Annotated in this window: 19 protein-coding genes; 14 read left to right on the forward strand and 5 right to left on the reverse strand. The window is 60.7% G+C overall.

The window, feature by feature from the left end; all coding sequences use genetic code 11:
- Nucleotides 1–178: 178 nt before the first annotated feature.
- The 8 genes from AO240_RS00455 to AO240_RS00490 all read left to right on the forward strand — a co-directional run bounded on the left by AO240_RS00455 (nucleotide 179) and on the right by AO240_RS00490 (nucleotide 9,148).
- On the forward strand, nucleotides 179–2,113 hold the full coding sequence (locus AO240_RS00455) for a putative nucleotidyltransferase substrate binding domain-containing protein (protein WP_177445758.1): 1,935 nt from the start codon (nucleotides 179–181) through the stop codon (nucleotides 2,111–2,113).
- Nucleotides 2,110–2,817: a PolC-type DNA polymerase III gene (locus tag AO240_RS00460; RefSeq protein ID WP_099234733.1), complete on the forward strand. Its 708-nt coding sequence runs from the start codon at nucleotides 2,110–2,112 to the stop codon at nucleotides 2,815–2,817. Before AO240_RS00455 ends, AO240_RS00460 begins: the two co-directional genes overlap by 4 nt.
- A gap of 119 nt (nucleotides 2,818–2,936) precedes the next feature.
- Entirely contained in the window at nucleotides 2,937–3,455 is a 519-nt protein-coding gene (locus AO240_RS00465; RefSeq protein WP_099234734.1) for an RNA polymerase sigma factor, read from the forward strand.
- On the forward strand, nucleotides 3,452–4,420 hold the full coding sequence (locus tag AO240_RS00470) for a FecR domain-containing protein (RefSeq protein ID WP_099234735.1): 969 nt from the start codon (nucleotides 3,452–3,454) through the stop codon (nucleotides 4,418–4,420). The genes AO240_RS00465 and AO240_RS00470 overlap by 4 nt, the downstream gene beginning before the upstream one ends.
- Before the next feature lie 144 nt (nucleotides 4,421–4,564).
- Nucleotides 4,565–6,994, forward strand: a complete 2,430-nt coding sequence (locus AO240_RS00475) for a TonB-dependent siderophore receptor (RefSeq protein ID WP_099234736.1) — start codon at nucleotides 4,565–4,567, stop codon at nucleotides 6,992–6,994.
- Nucleotides 6,995–7,056: 62 nt separating this feature from the next.
- The gene (locus AO240_RS00480; RefSeq protein WP_099234737.1) at nucleotides 7,057–8,160 is read left to right on the forward strand and encodes a PepSY domain-containing protein; all 1,104 of its coding nucleotides are present in this window, start codon (nucleotides 7,057–7,059) and stop codon (nucleotides 8,158–8,160) included.
- Complete coding sequence (locus AO240_RS00485) at nucleotides 8,157–8,339, forward strand: hypothetical protein (RefSeq protein ID WP_099234738.1); 183 nt, start codon at nucleotides 8,157–8,159, stop codon at nucleotides 8,337–8,339. Before AO240_RS00480 ends, AO240_RS00485 begins: the two co-directional genes overlap by 4 nt.
- A 179-nt stretch (nucleotides 8,340–8,518) precedes the next feature.
- A complete protein-coding gene (locus tag AO240_RS00490; protein WP_099234739.1) occupies nucleotides 8,519–9,148 on the forward strand; it encodes a glutathione S-transferase in 630 nt (209 codons plus the stop codon).
- Between the two features lie 62 nt (nucleotides 9,149–9,210).
- Here AO240_RS00490 and AO240_RS00495 read toward each other — a convergent pair whose 3' ends face one another.
- Nucleotides 9,211–9,711: an ATP-dependent zinc protease gene (locus AO240_RS00495; RefSeq protein ID WP_099234740.1), complete on the reverse strand. Its 501-nt coding sequence runs from the start codon at nucleotides 9,709–9,711 to the stop codon at nucleotides 9,211–9,213.
- Nucleotides 9,712–9,881: 170 nt separating this feature from the next.
- On the opposite strand from AO240_RS00495, the gene AO240_RS00500 reads away from it, so the two are divergent.
- Complete coding sequence (locus AO240_RS00500; RefSeq protein ID WP_099234741.1) at nucleotides 9,882–10,781, forward strand: acyltransferase; 900 nt, start codon at nucleotides 9,882–9,884, stop codon at nucleotides 10,779–10,781.
- Here AO240_RS00500 and AO240_RS00505 read toward each other — a convergent pair.
- Nucleotides 10,778–11,350, reverse strand: a complete 573-nt coding sequence (locus AO240_RS00505; protein ID WP_099234742.1) for a DUF2780 domain-containing protein — start codon at nucleotides 11,348–11,350, stop codon at nucleotides 10,778–10,780. The two genes, AO240_RS00500 and AO240_RS00505, sit on opposite strands and share 4 nt — an antisense overlap.
- 151 nt (nucleotides 11,351–11,501) lie before the next feature.
- Between AO240_RS00505 and AO240_RS00510 the strand changes: the two genes are divergently transcribed.
- From AO240_RS00510 to AO240_RS00530, 5 genes are all read left to right on the forward strand, one after another.
- Entirely contained in the window at nucleotides 11,502–12,128 is a 627-nt protein-coding gene (locus tag AO240_RS00510; protein ID WP_099234743.1) for an RNA polymerase sigma factor, read from the forward strand.
- A complete protein-coding gene (locus tag AO240_RS00515) occupies nucleotides 12,125–12,802 on the forward strand; it encodes an anti-sigma factor domain-containing protein (RefSeq protein WP_099234744.1) in 678 nt (225 codons plus the stop codon). Before AO240_RS00510 ends, AO240_RS00515 begins: the two co-directional genes overlap by 4 nt.
- Nucleotides 12,803–12,887: 85 nt before the next feature.
- Nucleotides 12,888–13,346 (forward strand): anti-sigma factor domain-containing protein, encoded by a 459-nt coding sequence (locus AO240_RS00520; protein ID WP_099234745.1) that lies wholly within the window; start codon nucleotides 12,888–12,890, stop codon nucleotides 13,344–13,346.
- 478 nt (nucleotides 13,347–13,824) lie between these two features.
- Nucleotides 13,825–14,085, forward strand: coding sequence for a hypothetical protein (locus AO240_RS00525; protein WP_256585802.1), 261 nt, complete (start codon nucleotides 13,825–13,827; stop codon nucleotides 14,083–14,085).
- A gap of 285 nt (nucleotides 14,086–14,370) precedes the next feature.
- The gene (locus AO240_RS00530; RefSeq protein WP_099234746.1) at nucleotides 14,371–15,006 is read left to right on the forward strand and encodes a hypothetical protein; all 636 of its coding nucleotides are present in this window, start codon (nucleotides 14,371–14,373) and stop codon (nucleotides 15,004–15,006) included.
- Between the two features lie 133 nt (nucleotides 15,007–15,139).
- On the opposite strand, the gene fdhA is transcribed toward AO240_RS00530, so the two are convergent.
- The 3 genes from fdhA to AO240_RS00545 form a co-directional block, all read right to left on the reverse strand.
- Nucleotides 15,140–16,339 (reverse strand): formaldehyde dehydrogenase, glutathione-independent, encoded by a 1,200-nt coding sequence (gene fdhA, locus AO240_RS00535; RefSeq protein ID WP_058415205.1) that lies wholly within the window; start codon nucleotides 16,337–16,339, stop codon nucleotides 15,140–15,142.
- 121 nt (nucleotides 16,340–16,460) lie between these two features.
- Nucleotides 16,461–17,318 (reverse strand): formyltetrahydrofolate deformylase, encoded by an 858-nt coding sequence (gene purU / locus AO240_RS00540; RefSeq protein WP_099234747.1) that lies wholly within the window; start codon nucleotides 17,316–17,318, stop codon nucleotides 16,461–16,463.
- Nucleotides 17,319–17,483: 165 nt separating this feature from the next.
- Nucleotides 17,484–18,116, reverse strand: a complete 633-nt coding sequence (locus AO240_RS00545) for a sarcosine oxidase subunit gamma (RefSeq protein ID WP_099234748.1) — start codon at nucleotides 18,114–18,116, stop codon at nucleotides 17,484–17,486.
- Nucleotides 18,117–18,333 lie beyond the last annotated feature (217 nt).

The raw sequence follows: 18,333 nt of genomic DNA on the forward strand, positions 1-18,333 counted from the left end.
TGCACTTCGTCGGAAAGTTTGCCTAGTGGGCGTTTTACGGGGTTTGGACGATAGTCATGTAAGGTTTTTCCCTAGTTTGGTGCGACTTTTGTCGACCTAGACTTACGTCCAATGGGCACCCGCTGCGCAGAAGTCGACCATGCAGGACGATAACGACAAAAAAAACGCGGTCACTGTTATGAGTAAAGCTGATGCTTTCACGCAGGCGGGGAAAACTGCCGTGTTGCAGAACATCCACGGCACCCTGCAATTTCTGCAACGCTTCCCGCCCTTCAACCAAATGGAAAACGCACACCTGGCGTTTCTGGTTGAACAGTGCCAATTGCGCTTCTACGGCCCTGGCGACAGCATCCTCAAGCCGTCGGGCGGCCCGGTGGAACACTTCTATATTGTCAAGCAGGGCCGAGTGGTCGGCGAACGGCCGCAGTTAAATCAACAAGCAGCCGAAACCACCTTCGAAATCACCACCGGCGAGTGCTTCCCGCTGGCTGCGCTGCTGGGCGAACGCGCAACACGCACCGAGCACAAGGCCGCCGAAGACACGTTTTGCCTGCAACTGAATAAGCCTGCGTTTATCAAATTGTTCGCGCTTTCCAGCCCGTTTCGCGATTTCGCCCTGCGTGGCGTGAGCAGCCTGTTGGATCAGGTTAACCACCAAGTGCAGCAAAAGGCCGTGGAAACCCTCGGCACCCAGTACTCGTTGAACACCCGCCTTGGCGAATTGGCCATGCGCCACCCGGTTACTTGCGGCCCGAACACAGCGTTGCGCGAGGCGGTGACGTTAATGCACGAGCAGCAAGTGGGCAGCATCGTGATCGTCGACGAACACAAGGCGCCGCTGGGAATTTTCACCCTGCGCGACCTGCGCCAAGTGGTGGCCGATGGCACCGGTGATTTTAATCAGGCCATCGAACTTCACATGATTAAAGCCCCGTTCTTCCTGACGCCGGACCACAGCGCGTTTGATGCCGCCATCGCCATGACCGAGCGGCATATCGCGCATGTGTGCCTGGTCAAAGACCAACGCCTGTGCGGCGTGGTGTCGGAGCGCGACCTGTTTTCGCTGCAACGCATTGACTTGGTGCACCTGGCCCGCACTATCCGCAACGCGCCACGCGTGGAAAACCTGGTGGCGATTCGCGGTGAGATCGGCCAATTGGTTGAACGCATGCTGGCGCATGGCGCGTCATCCACCCAGATCACTCACATTATTACGCTGCTCAACGATCACACCGTGTGCCGGGTGATCGAGCTGACCCTGGCCGACAAGGGCGACCCCGGCGTGCCGTTCAGCTGGCTGTGTTTCGGCAGTGAAGGGCGCCGCGAGCAAACGCTGTTTACCGACCAGGACAACGGCATCCTTTTCGACGCCAAAGACGCCGCCGAAGCCGCAGAGATTCGTGGCCGCCTGTTGCCCCTCGCGCAACAGGTCAACCAGAGCCTGGCGTTGTGCGGCTTCAGCTTGTGCAAGGGCAATATCATGGCCGGCAACCCCGAGCTGTGCCTGTCGCGGGCCGAATGGGCGCGGCGCTTCGCGGCGTTTATCCGTGAGGCAACACCGGAGAACCTGCTGGGGTCGAGCATTTATTTCGATTTGCGCGTGGTGTGGGGCGACGAACAGGGCTGCGAGCAACTGCGCCAGGGCATTCTGGATCAGGTGGCAGATAACGCGTTGTTCCAACGCATGCTGGCTGAAAACGCCTTGCGCCAGCGCCCGCCGGTCGGGCGTTTTCGCGACTTTGTGTTGACACGTCAGGGCGGCGAAAAGGCCACACTCGACCTCAAGGTGCAGGGGCTCACGCCGTTTGTCGACGGCGCGCGCCTGTTGGCACTGGCCAATGGCGTGCACGCCAACAACACGCTGGAGCGCCTGCGCCAGTTGGTGCTCAAGGACGTGATTGAGCCGCTGGACGGCGCTGCGTATGAAGAGGCCTACCACTTTATCCAGCAAACCCGTATGCAGCAGCACCAGTTGCAGACCCGTGAAAACCAGCCGTATTCCAACCGAGTCGACCCCGATAGCCTCAACCATCTGGACCGGCGCATCCTGCGGGAATCGCTGCGCCAGGCGCAACGCCTGCAAAGCAGCCTGACCTTGCGGTATCGGCTGTGAGCGTGTTCGGTTGGCTGCGCATCAAAAAACCCGGGCTCAACGCCGCACAACAGCGGCGCCTGGAGCAATTGCCCAAGCCTGCGATGCTCAGTGATGTGGCCCTGCGCAGCCAACGCTGGGTTGTGGTGGACCTGGAAACCAGCGGCCTGAACCTCAACCGTGACCAGGTGCTGTCGATCGGCGCAGTGGTGATTGAGGACGGCGCGGTGGATTTCTCGCAGATGTTTGAGCGCACCTTGCAACGCGCCGAAACAAAACTCAGCCCCAGCGTGTTGATCCACGGCCTCGGCCCCAGCGCCATCGCCGCCGGCAGCGACCCGGTCGAGGCACTCCTGGATTTCATGGCGTTTGTGGGTGACAGCCCATTGCTCGCGTTTCATGCGCCGTTCGACCAACACATGCTGTGCCGGGCGCTCAAAGACAGCTTGGGTTATCGCCTGGCTCACGCGTTTCTCGACGTGGCCGAGATCGCCCCGCTGCTATGCCCCGACGCGAACATTCGTGAAGCCGGGCTCGACGACTGGATCAACCACTTCAAGCTGCAGGTGGGCGAACGCCATCACGCCAGCGCCGATGCACTGGCCACGGCGGAGCTGATGCTGATCTTGCTCAGCCGTGCACGCCAGCTAGCCATCGACAGCCCGCAAGCGCTGCAAGCGCGCCTGAACCAACGCAAACGCCGTAACCAATCACCCTCGTTCTAAAGCGGGCTTGGCACGATAGATAGTGGCCACGGGCCTCCCACCCGACAGACGCCAATTGCGCCCACAGCACGCCTCTGACACAATCGCGAATAATTCTCGTTAGTTTATTCGGTGATGCCTTGTCGTCGGTCCAGACCCCACACAGTGTGCTTGTTGGCGCGTTGTATCGCGACCATCGTGGCTGGCTGCTGGCCTGGCTGCGGCGCAACGTGGCCTGCCCGAGCCGTGCCGAAGACCTGAGCCAAGACACGTTCATGCGCCTGCTGGGCCGCGATGAGTTGCGCGAACCGCGCGAGCCGCGGGCCTTTCTGGTGGCCATCGCCAAAGGGTTGCTGTTCGACTATTTCCGGCGCGCGGCCCTGGAACAGGCTTACCTCAGCGAACTGATGCGCGTCCCCGAAAGCGAACAGCCCTCGCCCGAACAACAGCAACTGATCCTCGAAGACCTCAAGGCCATCGACCGCCTGCTCGGCACACTGTCGAGCAAAGCCCGCGCCGCCTTCCTCTATAGCCGTCTCGACGGCCTTGGCCACGCGCAAATCGCGCAGCGCCTCGGCGTGTCAGTGCCGCGTGTGCGCCAGTACCTGGCCCAAGGCATTCGCCAGTGCTACATCGCCCTGTATGGCGAGCCGCTGTGAGCGTGATCAGTTCCAAACCGGTCTCGGCCCGCGTACTGGATGCCGCGATTGCCTGGCAACTGTCGCTCGACTCGGGCGACGGCAGTGCCGTTGAGCAAGAAGAGTTCACTAAATGGCTGGCCAACGATGAAGAGCATGCGCGCGCCTGGCGCCAGTTGGGCATGCTCGACCAGCGTTTCAGCGTGGCCTCAGGCCCCGCGCGCGCTGCGTTATTGCAGTCGCGCCAAAGCATTCGCCAGCGCGTGCGCAAGCTCGGCAGTGGCCTGGCGAGTATCGCGCTGGTCTGCGGCTTGGCGTTGTTTGCCGGTGAGCGTTACGTGCCGGTCCACTATTGGCTGGCCGACCAACGCACCGCCACCGGCGAACAGCGCACGCTGAAACTGGCCGACGGCACGCTGATCAACCTCAACACGCACAGCGCCATCGACGTGCGTTTTGATGAAAAACGTCGACTGATCGTGTTGCAGGAAGGCGAAATCCTCATCGAAACCGGCCACAACGACGCGCGCCCGTTTTATGTGCAAACCCGCGATGGCCGCCTGCGAGCGCTGGGCACACGGTTTATCGTCAAGCGCGAAGACGCTGCCACCCGCTTGAGCGTGCTGCAGTCTGCCGTGGCCGCGCAGCCGGAGGCGTTTCACCAGGAGCAGGTTTTCAAGCAAGGCCAGCAAGTGTTGATGCGCAGCGACGGCCTCGGCCCGGCGCTGGCCGTCACCCCCGCCGCCGACGCCTGGACGCGCGGCATGCTGGTGGTCGACAACGCCCGCCTGGGCGATGTGGTCGAAGAGCTCAGCCGCTACCGCAGCGGCTACCTGGGGGTGGATAAAACCGTGGCCGACTTGCGCATCACCGGCAGCTTCCCGCTGCACGACACCACCTTGGCGCTTAACGCGCTGCTGCCGACGCTGCCGGTGCAGATCGAGCAGCACACGCCGTGGTGGGTGACCGTTACCGGTAAACCTTAGGTCATGCGGTGCCTGGGCTCGCGATGAGGCCCTCAAACACACCTCAAATGCCCAACGCAAAAATATTTTCACCCAGCCCTATCACTTTCTGAATCTCGCTCGGCACATAGGCAATTGCGAATTACTTCCATTCAGGAACCCCCTATGTCCCGCACGCTAGACACCTTGTTGCGCCCCAGCCTGTTAGCCATGGCGATTGCCCTCAGCGCACCGCTGACCAGCCCTTTGTTGATGGCTGCCGAACAGGCCGCCAGCGTGCACGCCTACAACTTGCCGGCCGCGCCGCTTGCCACCACCCTGAACCAGATCGCCAGCCAAGCGGGCATGGCGCTGACCCTGAACCCTGCGCTGGCGGCGGGCAAAACCTCGGCCCCGGTCAACGGCCAGTTCGATGCTCAAGGCGCGCTGCGTGAGGCGTTGCGTGGGACGGGGTTGCAGCTGGAGCAGAGCAGCGCGGGGGCTTTTACGCTGGTACCGATTCCTGAGGGCGTCGTGGCGTTACCGCAAACCAATATCACCGGCCAAGGCGATAATGAAAGTGCCTGGGGCCCGGTGGACGGTTACGTGGCAACACGCACGGCCGCTGGCACCAAGACCGATACCGCATTGGTCGAAGCGCCCCGCTCGATCTCCATCGCTACCCGCGAGCAGATGCAGGACCGCAACGTCCAGAACCTGGATGACGCGGTCAAATACATGCCTGGCATTGTGTCCGCGAGCTACGGCAGCGACACGCGCTACGACTGGATGCGCGTGCGTGGTTTCGAGCCCACTCATTTTCTCGACGGCCTGCCACTGCCGCGCGGCGTGTATGCCAACCCGAAAGCCGAAACCTGGAACCTCGACCGTCTCGCCTTGCTGCGTGGCCCGGCCTCCTCGGTCTACGGCCAGACGCCACCGGGCGGTTTGCTGGACATGGTCAGCCGCCGTCCAAGCGCCGAAGCGAGCAATGCCATTCAAGTGCAGTACGGCAGTGACAATTATCGCCAGATCAACTTCGCCAGTACCGGCAAGATCGATGACGAAGGCCAGTTCCTGTATGGCGTCAGCGGCGTCGTAAGGGACGCCGACACCCAGGTCGACCATATCGACAACAAGCGCTACAACATCGCGCCCAGCCTGACGTGGAATATCGACACCGACACCAAACTGACGCTGCTTTCGCAGTTCACCCGCGACGACACCGGCACCACCAGCCAGTTTTTGCCGATTCAGGGCACCAAGATAAACTCGCCTTTGGGTGAGGTTTCTCATCACAAAAACCTCGGCGACCCGGACTACGAGTTTTACGACCGTACCTACTACGCACTCGGCTATGCGTTTGAGCATCGCTTCAACGATACCTGGCAGTTCAAGCAGAACCTGCGGTACACCAAGTCGGAGTTGGCTTTCCAGCAACTGACCGTGGGTTCCTATGCCTTTTCCCCGGCTGATGCTGCCGGTAATATCAGCCGATCGTCGACTAATGTGGACGAGAGCATCGGCCAGTTCGCGGTCGACAACAACTTTCAGGCTGACTTTACTACCGGCGACGTCACCCACACCCTGCTGCTCGGCCTGGACCATCAGCGTACCGACACCTCTTATCTATCGATCTTCGGTGGCGCCGGGACTATCAACATTTTCAACCCAGTCAACACCCAGCCTACCGTACGCCCGGCACGCTCCACGGCGTTCTACGACTACAACCAGAAAACCATCCAGACCGGTCTTTACGCCCAAGACCAGATGGCTTTGGACAAGTGGCGCCTGACCCTCGGCGGCCGTGAAGACTGGGTGCATCAGGGCACCACTTACTTCAACAAGAACGACGCGACCAACACCGACCGTAGCAAAAACTTCAGTGGTAACGCGGCGCTGAGCTATGTGTTCGACTCAGGGTTCGTGCCGTACCTTTCCTATGCAGAATCTTTCCAGCCCGCGAGTAACGCCAGTGTCTCGCCGACCGAATCGTACAAACCCACAGAAGGCAAGCAATGGGAACTGGGGATCAAATACCAGCCGCCCGGCTCCAACACGCTGCTGACTGCGGCGGTTTACGATCTGACCCAGAAAAACGTACAGGTCACCCGCTTCCAGGCGGGTGGCGTCTCGGTTACCGACCAGACCGGCGAAGTGAAGGTCAAGGGCCTGGAGCTGGAAGCCGTGTCTGACGTAACCGAGAACCTTAAGGTCATCGCCGCTTACACCCTGGCCAAGTCCGAGGTTCAAAAAGGCCAATACAAAGGCAATCGTCTGCAACTGATGCCCGCGCAGCAGGCTTCACTGTGGACCGACTACACCTGGCACGCCGGTGTACTCGACGGTTTCGGCATTGGCTTTGGCGCCCGCCACACCGGCAACACGTATGGCGACCAAGCCAACACATGGACCGGTAAGGCTAACGCTTACACAGTATTCGACGGTGCAGTGCACTATGACCTCGGCCGCTTGGACAACAGCCTGAAAGGTGCTTCGGTGAAGGTCAACGCCACCAACCTGTTCAACAAGGACTACATTTCCACCTGCGACGGTTCCTACTGCTACTTCGGCGATCAACGTAGCGTGGTCGCCAGCGCTACGTACCAATGGTAATCGGCTGAGTTAATAACCAGGCCGTCCCCCGGGGCGGCTTTGGTGTGTCTGAAGGCTAGAAAATGAAAAGCAAAACCATCCGCCGCTGGTCCTTCATCCACACCTGGACCAGCCTGATCTGCACGGTGTTCCTGCTGCTGCTCGCCCTGACCGGCCTGCCGTTGGTGTTTCACCACGAGATTGATCACCTGCTGGGCAACGAGCCTGAACTGGCGCAGATGCCCGCCGACACCCCGCAGCTGAACCTTGAGCAGTTGGTGGCCAAAGCCTCGGCCCATCGCCCCGGTGAGGCGCTGCAGTACCTGGCCTGGGACGAGGACGACAAGAACGGCGTGATCGCGATCATGGCCGCCACCGCTGGCACGGAGCCCAACGCATCGCACACGTTCATGCTGGATGCGCGCAGCGGTGAAGCGGTGGAGATGCCGTCGGCCAATGGCGGCTTCACGCTGTTCCTGCTGCGCCTGCACGTCGACATGTTCGCCGGCCTGCCGGGCAAGTTGCTGTTGGCGTTCATGGGTATTTTGTTTGTTGTGGCGATTGTCTCGGGCACGGTGCTGTACCTGCCCTTTATGCGCCGCTTGAAGTTCGCCACCGTGCGCCAAAACAAGTCCACCCGCCTGCGCTGGCTCGACCTGCATAACCTGATCGGCGTGGTCACGTTGACCTGGGCGCTGGTGGTGGGCGTGACCGGCGTGATCAGCGCCTGCGCCGACCTGATCATCGCCGCCTGGCGCACCGACAGCCTCAGCGCGATGATTGAGCCGTACAAAAACGCGCCGCCGCTGACCCAACGCGCCCCGGCCACCGACCTGCTGACCATCGCCGCCAAGGCCGCGCCGGGTATGCAGCCGGACTTTATCGCCTTCCCCGGCACGCGCTTTTCCAGCGAGCACCATTACGCGGTGTTCATGAAGGGCAGCACGCACCTGACCTCGCACCTGCTGACGCCGGTATTGATCGACGCCAGTACCCTGGCCGTCACCGCCATCGCCGAGCGGCCGTGGTACATGGACGCGATGGGCATGTCCCAGCCACTGCACTTTGGTGACTATGGCGGCATGCCGATGAAGATCCTGTGGGCAGTGCTGGATGTGCTGACCATCATCGTATTGGGCAGCGGCGTTTACCTGTGGGTTGTGCGGCGCAAGGCGGCCAAGGCATGAAGCCGCGCCAGTCGAGTTTCTGGAAAGTGTTTGGTATTCCGTTGGGGATTGGCGTGCTCAGCGCGGCAGGGTTGTTTGCGGCGTTGCTGGGCGATGGGCTGTGGGATTCGCTCAGTTGGGTGGGGCTTGGTGTGCCAGCGCTGATCGGTATTTGGGCGTTGTTCAAGCGGCGCGGCTGAGGCCGCTATCGGGAGCAAGCCCCCTCCCACATTTTGAATGGCGAACGCCATCAAATGTGGGAGGGGGCGGTGCGACGATTCGACTTGCTCTCGATGAGGCCCTGAAGAACACCCACAAGCCCCTCGCCAGCCGCCGCGCAACCCTCTAGGCTAGCCGCTGCCCATCGTGAGGAATGCCCATGTCCACCCCCAGCATGACCTTGTTCCACAACCCCGCTTCACCGTTTGTTCGCAAAGTGCGCGTGCTGCTGATCGAGACCGGCCAGCAAGACCGCGTGGCCCTGCAAGGCTGCATGCCGACGCCGGTCAGCCCCGATGCGCAGGTGGTAGAAGGTAACCCGGTGGGCAAGATCCCGGCCCTGCGCCTGGCCGACGGCACGGTGCTGCACGACAGCCGGGTGATTCTCGATTACCTCGACTACCAGCATGTCGGCAACCCGCTGACCCCGCGTGATGGCTCGGCCCGCTGGCGTCGCCTGACCCTGGCCTCGATGGCCGACGGCATCCTCGACGCTGCGGTGCTGGTGCGTTACGAGACGGCCATGCGCCCGGTCGAAAAGCACTGGCAGCAATGGCTGGAGGAGCAGCGCAACAAGATCCGCCGCACCCTCGCCGAGTTGGAGCAAGACGCCATTGCGGAGTTGACCAGCCATTTCGACATTGCCGCCATCAGCGTGGCCTGCGCCTTGGGCTACCTCGACTTCCGCCACCCCGACCTGCAATGGCGCACCGCTAACCCCCAGCTTGCCGATTGGTACGCCGAGGTCAGCCAGCGGCCTTCGATGCTCGAGACCCAGCCGCCGGTTTGACGCCAAATCAAGCAGGCGTTGTGCTGAGAGAGCCTGTTGTGGCGAGCCCGCACGCCAGCCGGTTAGCAGTCTGGCTTGTCAGCCGTGTAACGACGCGCCGGGTTTACCGCCGCGCCAAATTCACGCAGCGCCTTTGCCCCAATCAGCAACGGGTAGTTAAAGCTGCTGCGGTCGGTGAGGTTGACCTCAACCGTGCGTTTAACCTCGCCCAGGCACATCTCCAGGTCGATCACCGGGCGCTTGGCCACGGTGGCTTCGTCCTTGTCATCGTCTTCGTCGGCGCGGCTCTTGATCTTGCTGATGCGCGACACTTTGTGTTCGTAGACCTTGTCGCTGGCATCCTTGCCGCCGATGCGGAAACGCACCCAGTCATCGCCGTCACGGGTGAAGGTTTCGATGTCGCGGGCCGACAGCGAAGCGGTCAGCGCGCCGGTGTCCATCTTGGCCTTGAAGGTTTGGCCGATCTCCGGCAACTGGATGTATTCGTAGCGACCGTAAAGGGTCGGTTCGGCCGCCAAGGCCGGCAGGGCAACCAGGGCGAGCGAGGCAAGGAGCAGTTTCACGAAGTGATTTCCTCGAAAGAAGTAGGCGGATTCTAGACCGCAAAAGCCATCATTAGTTAGTGCTCAACCCTACCGGTCAGCGTGTGAAACATTCGTCAGGCAAATTGTGATTTGGCCTGCAGAGCCGGCTTGCTTATCATGGCCAGCCCACAGGATTCCAAGAGTTACTTATGCGCCGCCTGCTCACCGGCTGTTTCGTCACCCTGCTGTTATTGCTTAACACCCTGGTGCTGTTCGGGCCGTTGATGGTGTTTGCCCTGCTCAAGCTGGTGGCGGCGGGGCGGTATCGCGACGCTGCGTCACGGGCGGTGATGTGGATCGCCGAGACCTGGGCCGAGATCGACAAATTAATCTTCTCGCTGTGCATCCCCACGCAATGGGACATTCGCGGCGGCGGCGATTTGCGCAGCGACACCTCGTACCTGGTGATCAGCAACCATCAGTCGTGGGTCGATATTCCGGCACTCGTCCAAGCGCTTAACCGGCGCACGCCGTTCTTCAAGTTCTTCCTGAAAAAACAGCTGATTTGGTTGCCGTTCCTCGGCCTGGCCTGGTGGGCGCTGGACTACCCGTTCATGAAGCGCTACACCAAGGCGTTCCTGGCCAAGCACCCGGAGCTGGCGGGCCAGGACCTGAAGATCACCAAAGAGGCCTGCGAGCTGTTCAAGCGTCAGCCGGTCACGGTGGTTAATTACCTTGAGGGCACGCGGTTCAGCGCGGCCAAACACACGCAGCAAAATTCGCCGTTCAATCGCCTGCTCAAACCCAAGGCGGGCGGCGTGGCCTTTGTGCTGGCGGCGATGGGTGAGCAACTGGACGCGGTGCTCGACGTGACCGTGGTGTATCCGTCTCAAACGCCGCAGCAAAAAATTCCGGGGTTCTGGGCGTTGATCAGCGGCGCAGTGCCCAAGGTGATCGTCGATATACGCACGCGTGAGCTGGACCCGGCGTTGTGGCAAGGCGATTACGAGAACGATCCGGCTTTTCGCCAGACCGTCCAGAACTGGGTTAACCAGCTCTGGAGCGAGAAAGACGCGCGCATCGAACAACTGCGCGCCGGGCGTGCTTAGCCGCCAGTGCCCCAGGCTTGGGCCAGTTTGCCCAGCACCGAGCTGTTGGCGCCCTGGCCGCCGAGGTATTGCAGGATCACCGGCGCAAACTGGCCGACCATACCGCTGTCCATGCCCAGCGCGCTGAACGCGGTGTTCAGGTCATTGGTGCTTTTCACGTTACCCAGCAAGCTGTCGAGGCCGCTGGTTTTGCTGCCGCCGGTCTGGCCGAGCATGCCGCTCAAGGCACCGAGGCTGCCCAGCGAGTTGCTGCCCGACAATTGATCGAGGCCCGGCACGCTCTTGCCCAGTTGCGAATAATCGGTGCTGCTCAGTTGGTTCTTGGCCAGGCCGAGCATGGCCCCGGTGCCGCCAACGGCTTGCTCGGGGGTGATGTTCAGTTGCGAGGTCAGGGCGCTCAGCAAGCCGGCGGTCTGCGAACTCGGCGCTGCAGCGGCCGCCTTGTTGTTGCCGCCTTGTGCAGCGGAAACGGCATTGGCCACCTCACCCAGGCTGAAACCTGCGGCAAACACCGGGCTGGCGGCCACGGTCAACAGGCAGGACAAGGCAAAACCGCGTGAAATCTTCATCAAGACAACCTCTGAGAGTAGGAGCTAAAAGCAGCCGTTTGACTGACCGTGCCGAGGGATTGTTCCCCGCCACAGAATAGTTCACCGCTGGCTGCATCCAAGCGCCCTCGCGCCGCGTATATCGAGCATGCGCCGCCCGGAGTTGGTTGGAATGAACGCTCAAGCTAGACTACCCTCTGCCTGCCGTGCGCAGCCCCGTCGCCCTCGTTCGAGCGCTTGGAGAAGCCCTATTTCCATCCACGACACCGACCCGTTGCAGCCGTTGATGGCGCAATGTGCGCTAGGCAACCGCCAAGCCTTCGAAACCCTCTACCGCCGTGTTTCACCACGGCTGCACAGCGTTGCGTTTCGATTCATGGGCCGCTCCGACCTCGCCGAAGAGGTCTTGCAAGAGGCCTTCGTGCGCATCTGGTACAACGCCTCGCGTTACGAGGCGCACTTGGCGGCGCCAATGACCTGGATGGTCAACATCACGCGCAACCTGGCCATCGACCAACTGCGCAAACGCCGCGAGCAGCCCTTGGCCGACGGCCAACAAGACGCCTTGCTCGACGACAGCCCCAGCGCCCACGAACAACTCCACAGCGAGCGCCAAGCCCGCGCCCTCAAGCGCTGCCTCGACACCCTCGACGGCATGCAGCGCCAGTCGATCACCGTGGCTTACTTTCAGGGCCTGTCGTGCGCGGAGTTGGCCGAACACTTGGCGGCGCCCCTGGGCTCGGTCAAATCCTGGATTCGCCGCGGCATGGAGCGCCTGCGCAGGTGCCTTGAATCATGAATTACCAAACCACCGCCCTGCGCCGTGCGCTCGCCGCCGACTATGCCATCGGCTTGATGCCCGCCACCGCGCGTCGACGTTTTGACCGCCTGCTGCTCGACGATACGGCGCTGCGCGCAGAACTCGGCCACTGGCAGGACGCGCTTGCCAGCCTGACCGATGCACTGCCCGAACGCCCGGTGCCAGACCACGTGTGGGCGGGCATTCAGGCGCGCATCGAACCGCAGGCTCTTCAGGTGCCTGCCAAAAAACCGCTGTGGATGAATGTTCGCTTGCTCGGGGCAGCGTTCGCCGTGGTGCTGGCGCTGTTTGTGGGCGTGCTTTACCAGCGCGATACCGGCGCGCAATACAACGCCACATTGGTCAGCGCAGGCCAGCAACCGGCGTTGCAGGTACGCGCATTCGCCGACCACCTGCAAGTCGAGCCGTTGGCCTTGGCCGCAGTGGAACCGACGCGTGACCTGGAGTTGTGGGCAATTGCGCCCGGTGCCAAACCGGTCTCGCTGGGCGTAGTGCCAAGTGCCGGCAAGGGGCGAATCCAGCTGACCAAACAGCAGCAGGCGCTGCTTAAAGCGCCACTGACCCTGGCCGTGAGCCTGGAGCCACACGGCGGTTCGCCCACCGGCCAACCGACCGGACCTGTGCTGTATCAAGGCCAATTGGCATCACTTTAGCGACGATAGGCGGTGATGGGTTCAGGAACCCATCCTGATAAACAGGGTCCATGAACTGACTACAAAATTTGTCAGGAAGAGACTTATGACTGCGATCCAACCCGAAGTGATCGAGAACAAACCCTCATTCTGGAGCGGCCCTCGCCTGTTCATCGGCGCCTGTTTGGTCGTGGTTGCCGGTGTCGGCGGCGCGCTTTACACGCAGGACAGCGTCAAATCCGCTGCCACGTTGGTGACCACCGAGCAACAGCCCGCCGCGCAAATCGTGGCCCACAAGGATTACCTGGAAGTGCAGCCAATCGCTGCGACCGCGCCCGCGCCAGACCAGAGCCTGGAGCTGTGGGCTATCCCGGCTGACGGCGCGCCGATCTCCCTGGGCCTGCTGCCCGAAGACGGCAAAGGCATCATCGGGCTGAACCCGCGCCAGCAAGCATCCATCAGCAAGCCGGTGAACTTGATGGTCAGCTCAGAAACCAAAGGCGGCTCGGTGAGCAAGCAACCGACAGGCCCGACGGTTTACCAAGGTGCCTTGGCGGTTCGCTGACACCCCCCGCCCACTGCCCCCTATTCCCCCACTTACCCACTACCTAATGTGGGAGCCTAATGTGGGAGTCCATGTGGGAGCCAATGTGGGAGCGGGCTTGCTCGCGCTGCAGGCACCTCGGACCATCAGGCATACCGAGTTGATGCCATCGCGAGCAAGCCCGCTCCCACATTTGATTGATCTTCAGCGGCCTGTGCGACTTGCTCCCGGCGAACGATGGCGCTTATAGTTCGGCCGTCGTCCATATGGCGACACGGGTTTGGCGACTCGATAGAGATAAGGCATGCAAAAGCACCTGCTTCTTTGCAGGTTTTTTTGCACCCGCAAAGCTGTGCTTTATGGCGGCTGTGCGTGGGAGACCTTCGGGTCTGCCGGCTTTGCCTTATTTCACCGGTTCGCCAACCTGCGCACAGCTGCCACCCATTCGTTTGGCGACGTGTGAGTGGTAGCGCCCATTATCTGAAATGAGGTTGCACACATGAACCGATACATGCCACTCACCGGCCACGACGCCACCACCCCTTCCCTGCTCATCGACACTCAAGTCCCGCTCGACGTGCTCCACAACGCTGCCGTCTACCGCATCCGCGCGGTCACGCAAGTCATGGAAAACCTGGCCTTTCGCGAAGGCCTGAACACCGACAACCTGGTCCTCCAGGACTTTGCCCTGCTCTGCGCGATTCCGTTGCGCGACGGTTGCGACTTGCTCGATGTCATCAGCCGCCGCTTGCAGGCGTAAGCAGCCGGTAAAGCCCGTGGGAACGAGGCGCCTCGCTCCCACGATATTTTTAGGCAGGCCTGACAGCGATCAAAACGTCGTCCTACAGAAAATGCCTGTTTTTGCGTTTCAAGCCCTAAAAGATTGACCCCACCGGCTTTGCTGTCTAGGTTCCCTTGCTACGTTTTTAAACTCATCAAGACAACGGAATGCACATGTCAGGAAAACCTGCCGCACGTGTCACGGACCCGACCACCTGCGTAGAAGTCCCACTGCTGTCCTGCAAGTGCCTGTGGGCGTAAACCCATGACCCACTTAATGCGCCCACTATTTTTACTAATACCCATCTTTTTCGCCATGTCACTTTATTTTCTATACATCAATGTAGAGTCAGATAATCTTAGTGTACATATCGGCAAGCCCTATGATGACGTTGTACGAGACTCGACGTTTCCCGTAAAGGCTAAGACCGTACTATACCCAGGGAACCCACCATACCCAAGCTCCACCTGGATTAGCAGCCAGGTCGCTATCAAGTTCGACGACTCAACATATGGTTTTGAATTACCACCCACAAAATTTGGTGCAATCACCTACGACGAAGGAAAAGTCTCGAACATTACGACGTCTCCGATGTTACAAGCGGTGCCTTTCATTGAACTGACAAGGCTTCTTGAAAGCATCCAATCAACCTTAAAAAAGTCGGGATGGAGCCCGCAAAATGTTAACGATCACTCATGGCTGATAACAACAACCGAGTTACAAAAAAAATCCTTACAAAAAGAACTGTTCGAACAGGTGGCGATAGTGGTACTTGGAACACCTCACAACTCTACACTTGCAATCAACGTAAAATGTTATGAGCGCTGCAGTGAGCGCAATCCTGCAACCGCAAAATATTTAATCGACATCAGCATAGGACGGAACTACTTCAGTAAATGAAAGCCCTTCCAACTTCTGCCCTATTTGAAAAAAAGAAGATCAGAATATACAGCATAAAGTCATACACCATGATGGACGTGCTGTATGCAAAAAAAAGGCAACCCTAGGGTCACCCTTTATTTTGGCCTTGGCTTTACGCCGCGCTAAACAACTTATGCGGATCAATCACAAACTTCTTCGGCACGCCCGCATCAAACTCGCCGTACCCGCGCGGCGCGTCGTCCAGGCTGATCACCTCCACGCCCACGATGTCGGCAATCTTGATGCGGTCCCACATGATCGCCTGCATCAACTGGCGGTTGTACTTCATGACCGGCGTTTGCCCGGTGTGGAAGCTGTGGGATTTAGCCCAGCCCAACCCGAAGCGAATGCTCAGGCTGCCCATTTTCGCGGCGGCATCCACCGCCCCTGGGTCTTCGGTGACGTACAGGCCGGGGATGCCGATTTTGCCGGCTACGCGCACCACGCCCATCAGCGAGTTGAGCACGGTGGCCGGGGCTTCGGCTTTTACGCCTTCATGGCCGTGGCCGCGGGCTTCGAAGCCGACAGCGTCAACCGCGCAATCCACTTCGGGCTCGCCGAGTAGCGCGGCGATCTGTTCGTGCAGCGGCGTGTCGGTGGACAGGTCGGCAATTTCAAAACCCTGAGCCTTGGCGTGGGCCAGGCGGATCGGGTTGACGTCGCCGATGATCACCACTGCCGCGCCCAGCAGGCGTGCCGAGGCGGCAGCGGCCAGGCCGACGGGGCCGGCACCCGCGACGTAGACAGTGCTGCCGGGGCCAACGCCGGCCGTCACGGCGCCGTGGTAGCCGGTGGGCAGAATGTCGGAGAGGCAGGTAAGGTCGCGGATTTTCTCCATGGCCTTGTCGCGGTCCGGCAGTTTCAGCAGGTTGAAGTCGGCGTAGGGCACCAGCGCGTATTCGGCTTGGCCGCCGGTCCAGTCGCCCATGTCGACGTAGCCGTACGCGCCGCCGGGCCGGGCCGGGTTGACGCTCAGGCAGACGCCGGTGTGTTGCTCTTTGCAGGAACGGCAGCGGCCGCACGCCACGTTGAACGGTACGGACACCAGGTCGCCGATTTTCAGGTTTTCGACGTCGCTGCCCTTCTCGATTACTTCACCGGTGATTTCATGGCCGAGTACCAAGCCGGTTTGGGCGGTGGTGCGGCCGCGCACCATGTGTTGGTCGGAGCCGCAGATGTTGGTGGAGACCACGCGCAGGATCACGCCGTGTTCGATCTTCCTGCCACGCGGGTCCTGCATTTTGGGATAGTCGATTCTCTGTACTTCAACCTTGCCGTTGCCGAGATACACGACACCACGATTACCAGACATGCCAGTCACCTCTATAGTTGTTGTTGTGAAGCGTGTGGAATGAGCTTCAAGCGGCAAGTTACAAGCCGCAAGAAGCATGCATTACCGCCTTTTCCAGCGGCTTGAAGCTTGTAGCTTTTCACTAAAGAACCACTGTCCTGTTGGCGTTTAGAAAAACCCGCCGCTCAATGTGATACCCCACCGCGCGGGCCAGTGTCTGCCCTTCAATATCGCGCCCCTTGGCAATCAAGTCCTCGGGGTAGTGGCTGTGGTCTACCACCTCTACACCCTGGGCGATGATCGGGCCTTCATCCAAGTCGTTGTTGATGTAATGCGCCGTGGCGCCGACCAACTTCACGCCCTTGTTGTAGGCCTGGTGATACGGCTTGGCGCCCTTGAACCCCGGCAGCAAGGAGTGGTGAATATTGATCGCCTTGCCATCCAGCTTGCGGCACAGCTCCGGCGACAGCACTTGCATGTAGCGCGCAAGAATCACCAGCTCAGCGCCGGTGTCTTCCACCACTTGCCACACCTGACGTTCCTGCGACGGTTTGTCGTTAGGGTCCAAGGGGAAATGGTAGTAGGGAATTTGATGCCAGTCGGCCAAAGGTTGCAGATCGGGGTGGTTGGACACCACCGCGACCACGTCCATCGACAGTTGGCCGATGCGCTGGCGGTACAGCAAGTCGTTCAGGCAGTGATCGGCCTTGGAGACCATGATCACCACTTTTGGCCGGTAGTTCGGCGCCGTCAGCTCGAAGATCATGCCAAAGGCTTCACCGCGTGTGGCCAGGCCATCGCGAAAAACCTGCTCGTCAAAGCCGTCGGGCTGACGGAATTCGACGCGAATAAAAAATCGCCCGGAAAGCCGATCATCGAACGAATGGTGCTCGGTAACGTAGCAGCCCTGCTCAAACAGGTAGCGGGTCACCGCGTCCACCGTGCCGAGCACGCTGGGGCAGTCGGCGGTCAAAATCCATGTGTCGGGTGCGCGGCTCATACTTGAATCCTCAAACCTTGTGGCGAGGGGGCTTGCCCCCGTTGGGTTGCGAAGCAGCCATGAAATCAGGCACTCGGTTCTGTCAGCAAAAATGCAGTGAGCTCATTGGGACCGCTGCGCGCTCCATCGGGAGCAAGCCCCCTCGCCACAACGGCTGTTTCACCCTCAGGTTTCTACGCTCAGGCCGAATTCGGCTGAGGCGTCCTGCAACCACAGCCACCAGTAATCCGAGAAGCTGCGGCGGATCACCAGTTCCCAGGTGTCTTCGGCCGTGTGGCGGATCACCAGTTGTGACTTGGCGAACACCGTGCCCACCGCCTTGCCCACCGGGAAGTTATTGGGGTGCACGTCATAGCTGGTGGACTTCATCAGCACGTCGCGCACGTTCGGGCCGCTGAGTTCAAGGACCTGCTGGCCGCCGCTGACGTTGACGACCTGGATGTGCAGCTCACCGAGGGCAGCGCGCAGATTTTGTTCGGCGGCGAATTCTTCACCGCTCGGCACGATCAACAGCCACTCGTCCGGGCCGAGCCATTGCAGGCTGGTTTCGCCGTTGATGATCACCTGCAAGGCGCCGGGCAATTCGATGCCGACGGCTTTGTGCACGCCAGCGGCGAAGGCAGGGTCATGGCCATCGCCACGCAGGGTCAGATGGCCGAGGAGTTTTTTCTCGCGCACGGTCACGCCGGCGTTTTTGCGGCCCTTGCCGACCAGGCTGGCGAGGTCGGCATGGTGCAGCGACGACTCGGCCTTGGCGCCAGTGGTGGGGCGTTGTGGGTAAACATTGGCTGCTGTCATAAAGCACCTGTTTGAATTCTGTGGGTCTTGCAGTGACTGTTCCGGCCTCATCGCGGGCAAGCCCGGCTCCCACAGGGAAACGCATTCCAACTGTGGGAGCACCTGTTTGAATTCTGTGGCTCTTGCAGTGATTGTTCCGGCCTCATCGCGGGCAAGCCCGGCTCCCACAGGGAAACGCATTCCAACTGTGGGAGCTGGCTTGCCTGCGATGCAGGCA

It is taken from the genome of Pseudomonas sp. ICMP 460 (assembly GCF_002723595.1).
Classification (GTDB): Bacteria; Pseudomonadota; Gammaproteobacteria; order Pseudomonadales; family Pseudomonadaceae; genus Aquipseudomonas; species Aquipseudomonas kitaguniensis.

Excerpts from the sequence above, each read along its gene's own strand:
- AO240_RS00455 (WP_177445758.1), top strand. The coding sequence starts at position 179 with ATGAGTAAAGCTGATGCTTTCACGCAGGCGGGGAAAACTGCCGTGTTG.
- AO240_RS00475 (WP_099234736.1), top strand. The coding sequence starts at position 4,565 with ATGTCCCGCACGCTAGACACCTTGTTGCGCCCCAGCCTGTTAGCCATG.
- AO240_RS00480 (WP_099234737.1), top strand. The coding sequence starts at position 7,057 with ATGAAAAGCAAAACCATCCGCCGCTGGTCCTTCATCCACACCTGGACC.
- AO240_RS00485 (WP_099234738.1), top strand. The coding sequence starts at position 8,157 with ATGAAGCCGCGCCAGTCGAGTTTCTGGAAAGTGTTTGGTATTCCGTTG.
- AO240_RS00490 (WP_099234739.1), top strand. The coding sequence starts at position 8,519 with ATGTCCACCCCCAGCATGACCTTGTTCCACAACCCCGCTTCACCGTTT.
- AO240_RS00500 (WP_099234741.1), top strand. The coding sequence starts at position 9,882 with ATGCGCCGCCTGCTCACCGGCTGTTTCGTCACCCTGCTGTTATTGCTT.
- AO240_RS00505 (WP_099234742.1), bottom strand. The coding sequence starts at position 11,350 with ATGAAGATTTCACGCGGTTTTGCCTTGTCCTGCCTGTTGACCGTGGCC.
- AO240_RS00510 (WP_099234743.1), top strand. The coding sequence starts at position 11,502 with ATGAACGCTCAAGCTAGACTACCCTCTGCCTGCCGTGCGCAGCCCCGT.
- AO240_RS00515 (WP_099234744.1), top strand. The coding sequence starts at position 12,125 with ATGAATTACCAAACCACCGCCCTGCGCCGTGCGCTCGCCGCCGACTAT.
- AO240_RS00520 (WP_099234745.1), top strand. The coding sequence starts at position 12,888 with ATGACTGCGATCCAACCCGAAGTGATCGAGAACAAACCCTCATTCTGG.
- AO240_RS00525 (WP_256585802.1), top strand. The coding sequence starts at position 13,825 with ATGAACCGATACATGCCACTCACCGGCCACGACGCCACCACCCCTTCC.
- AO240_RS00530 (WP_099234746.1), top strand. The coding sequence starts at position 14,371 with ATGACCCACTTAATGCGCCCACTATTTTTACTAATACCCATCTTTTTC.
- fdhA (WP_058415205.1), bottom strand. The coding sequence starts at position 16,339 with ATGTCTGGTAATCGTGGTGTCGTGTATCTCGGCAACGGCAAGGTTGAA.
- purU (WP_099234747.1), bottom strand. The coding sequence starts at position 17,318 with ATGAGCCGCGCACCCGACACATGGATTTTGACCGCCGACTGCCCCAGC.
- AO240_RS00545 (WP_099234748.1), bottom strand. The coding sequence starts at position 18,116 with ATGACAGCAGCCAATGTTTACCCACAACGCCCCACCACTGGCGCCAAG.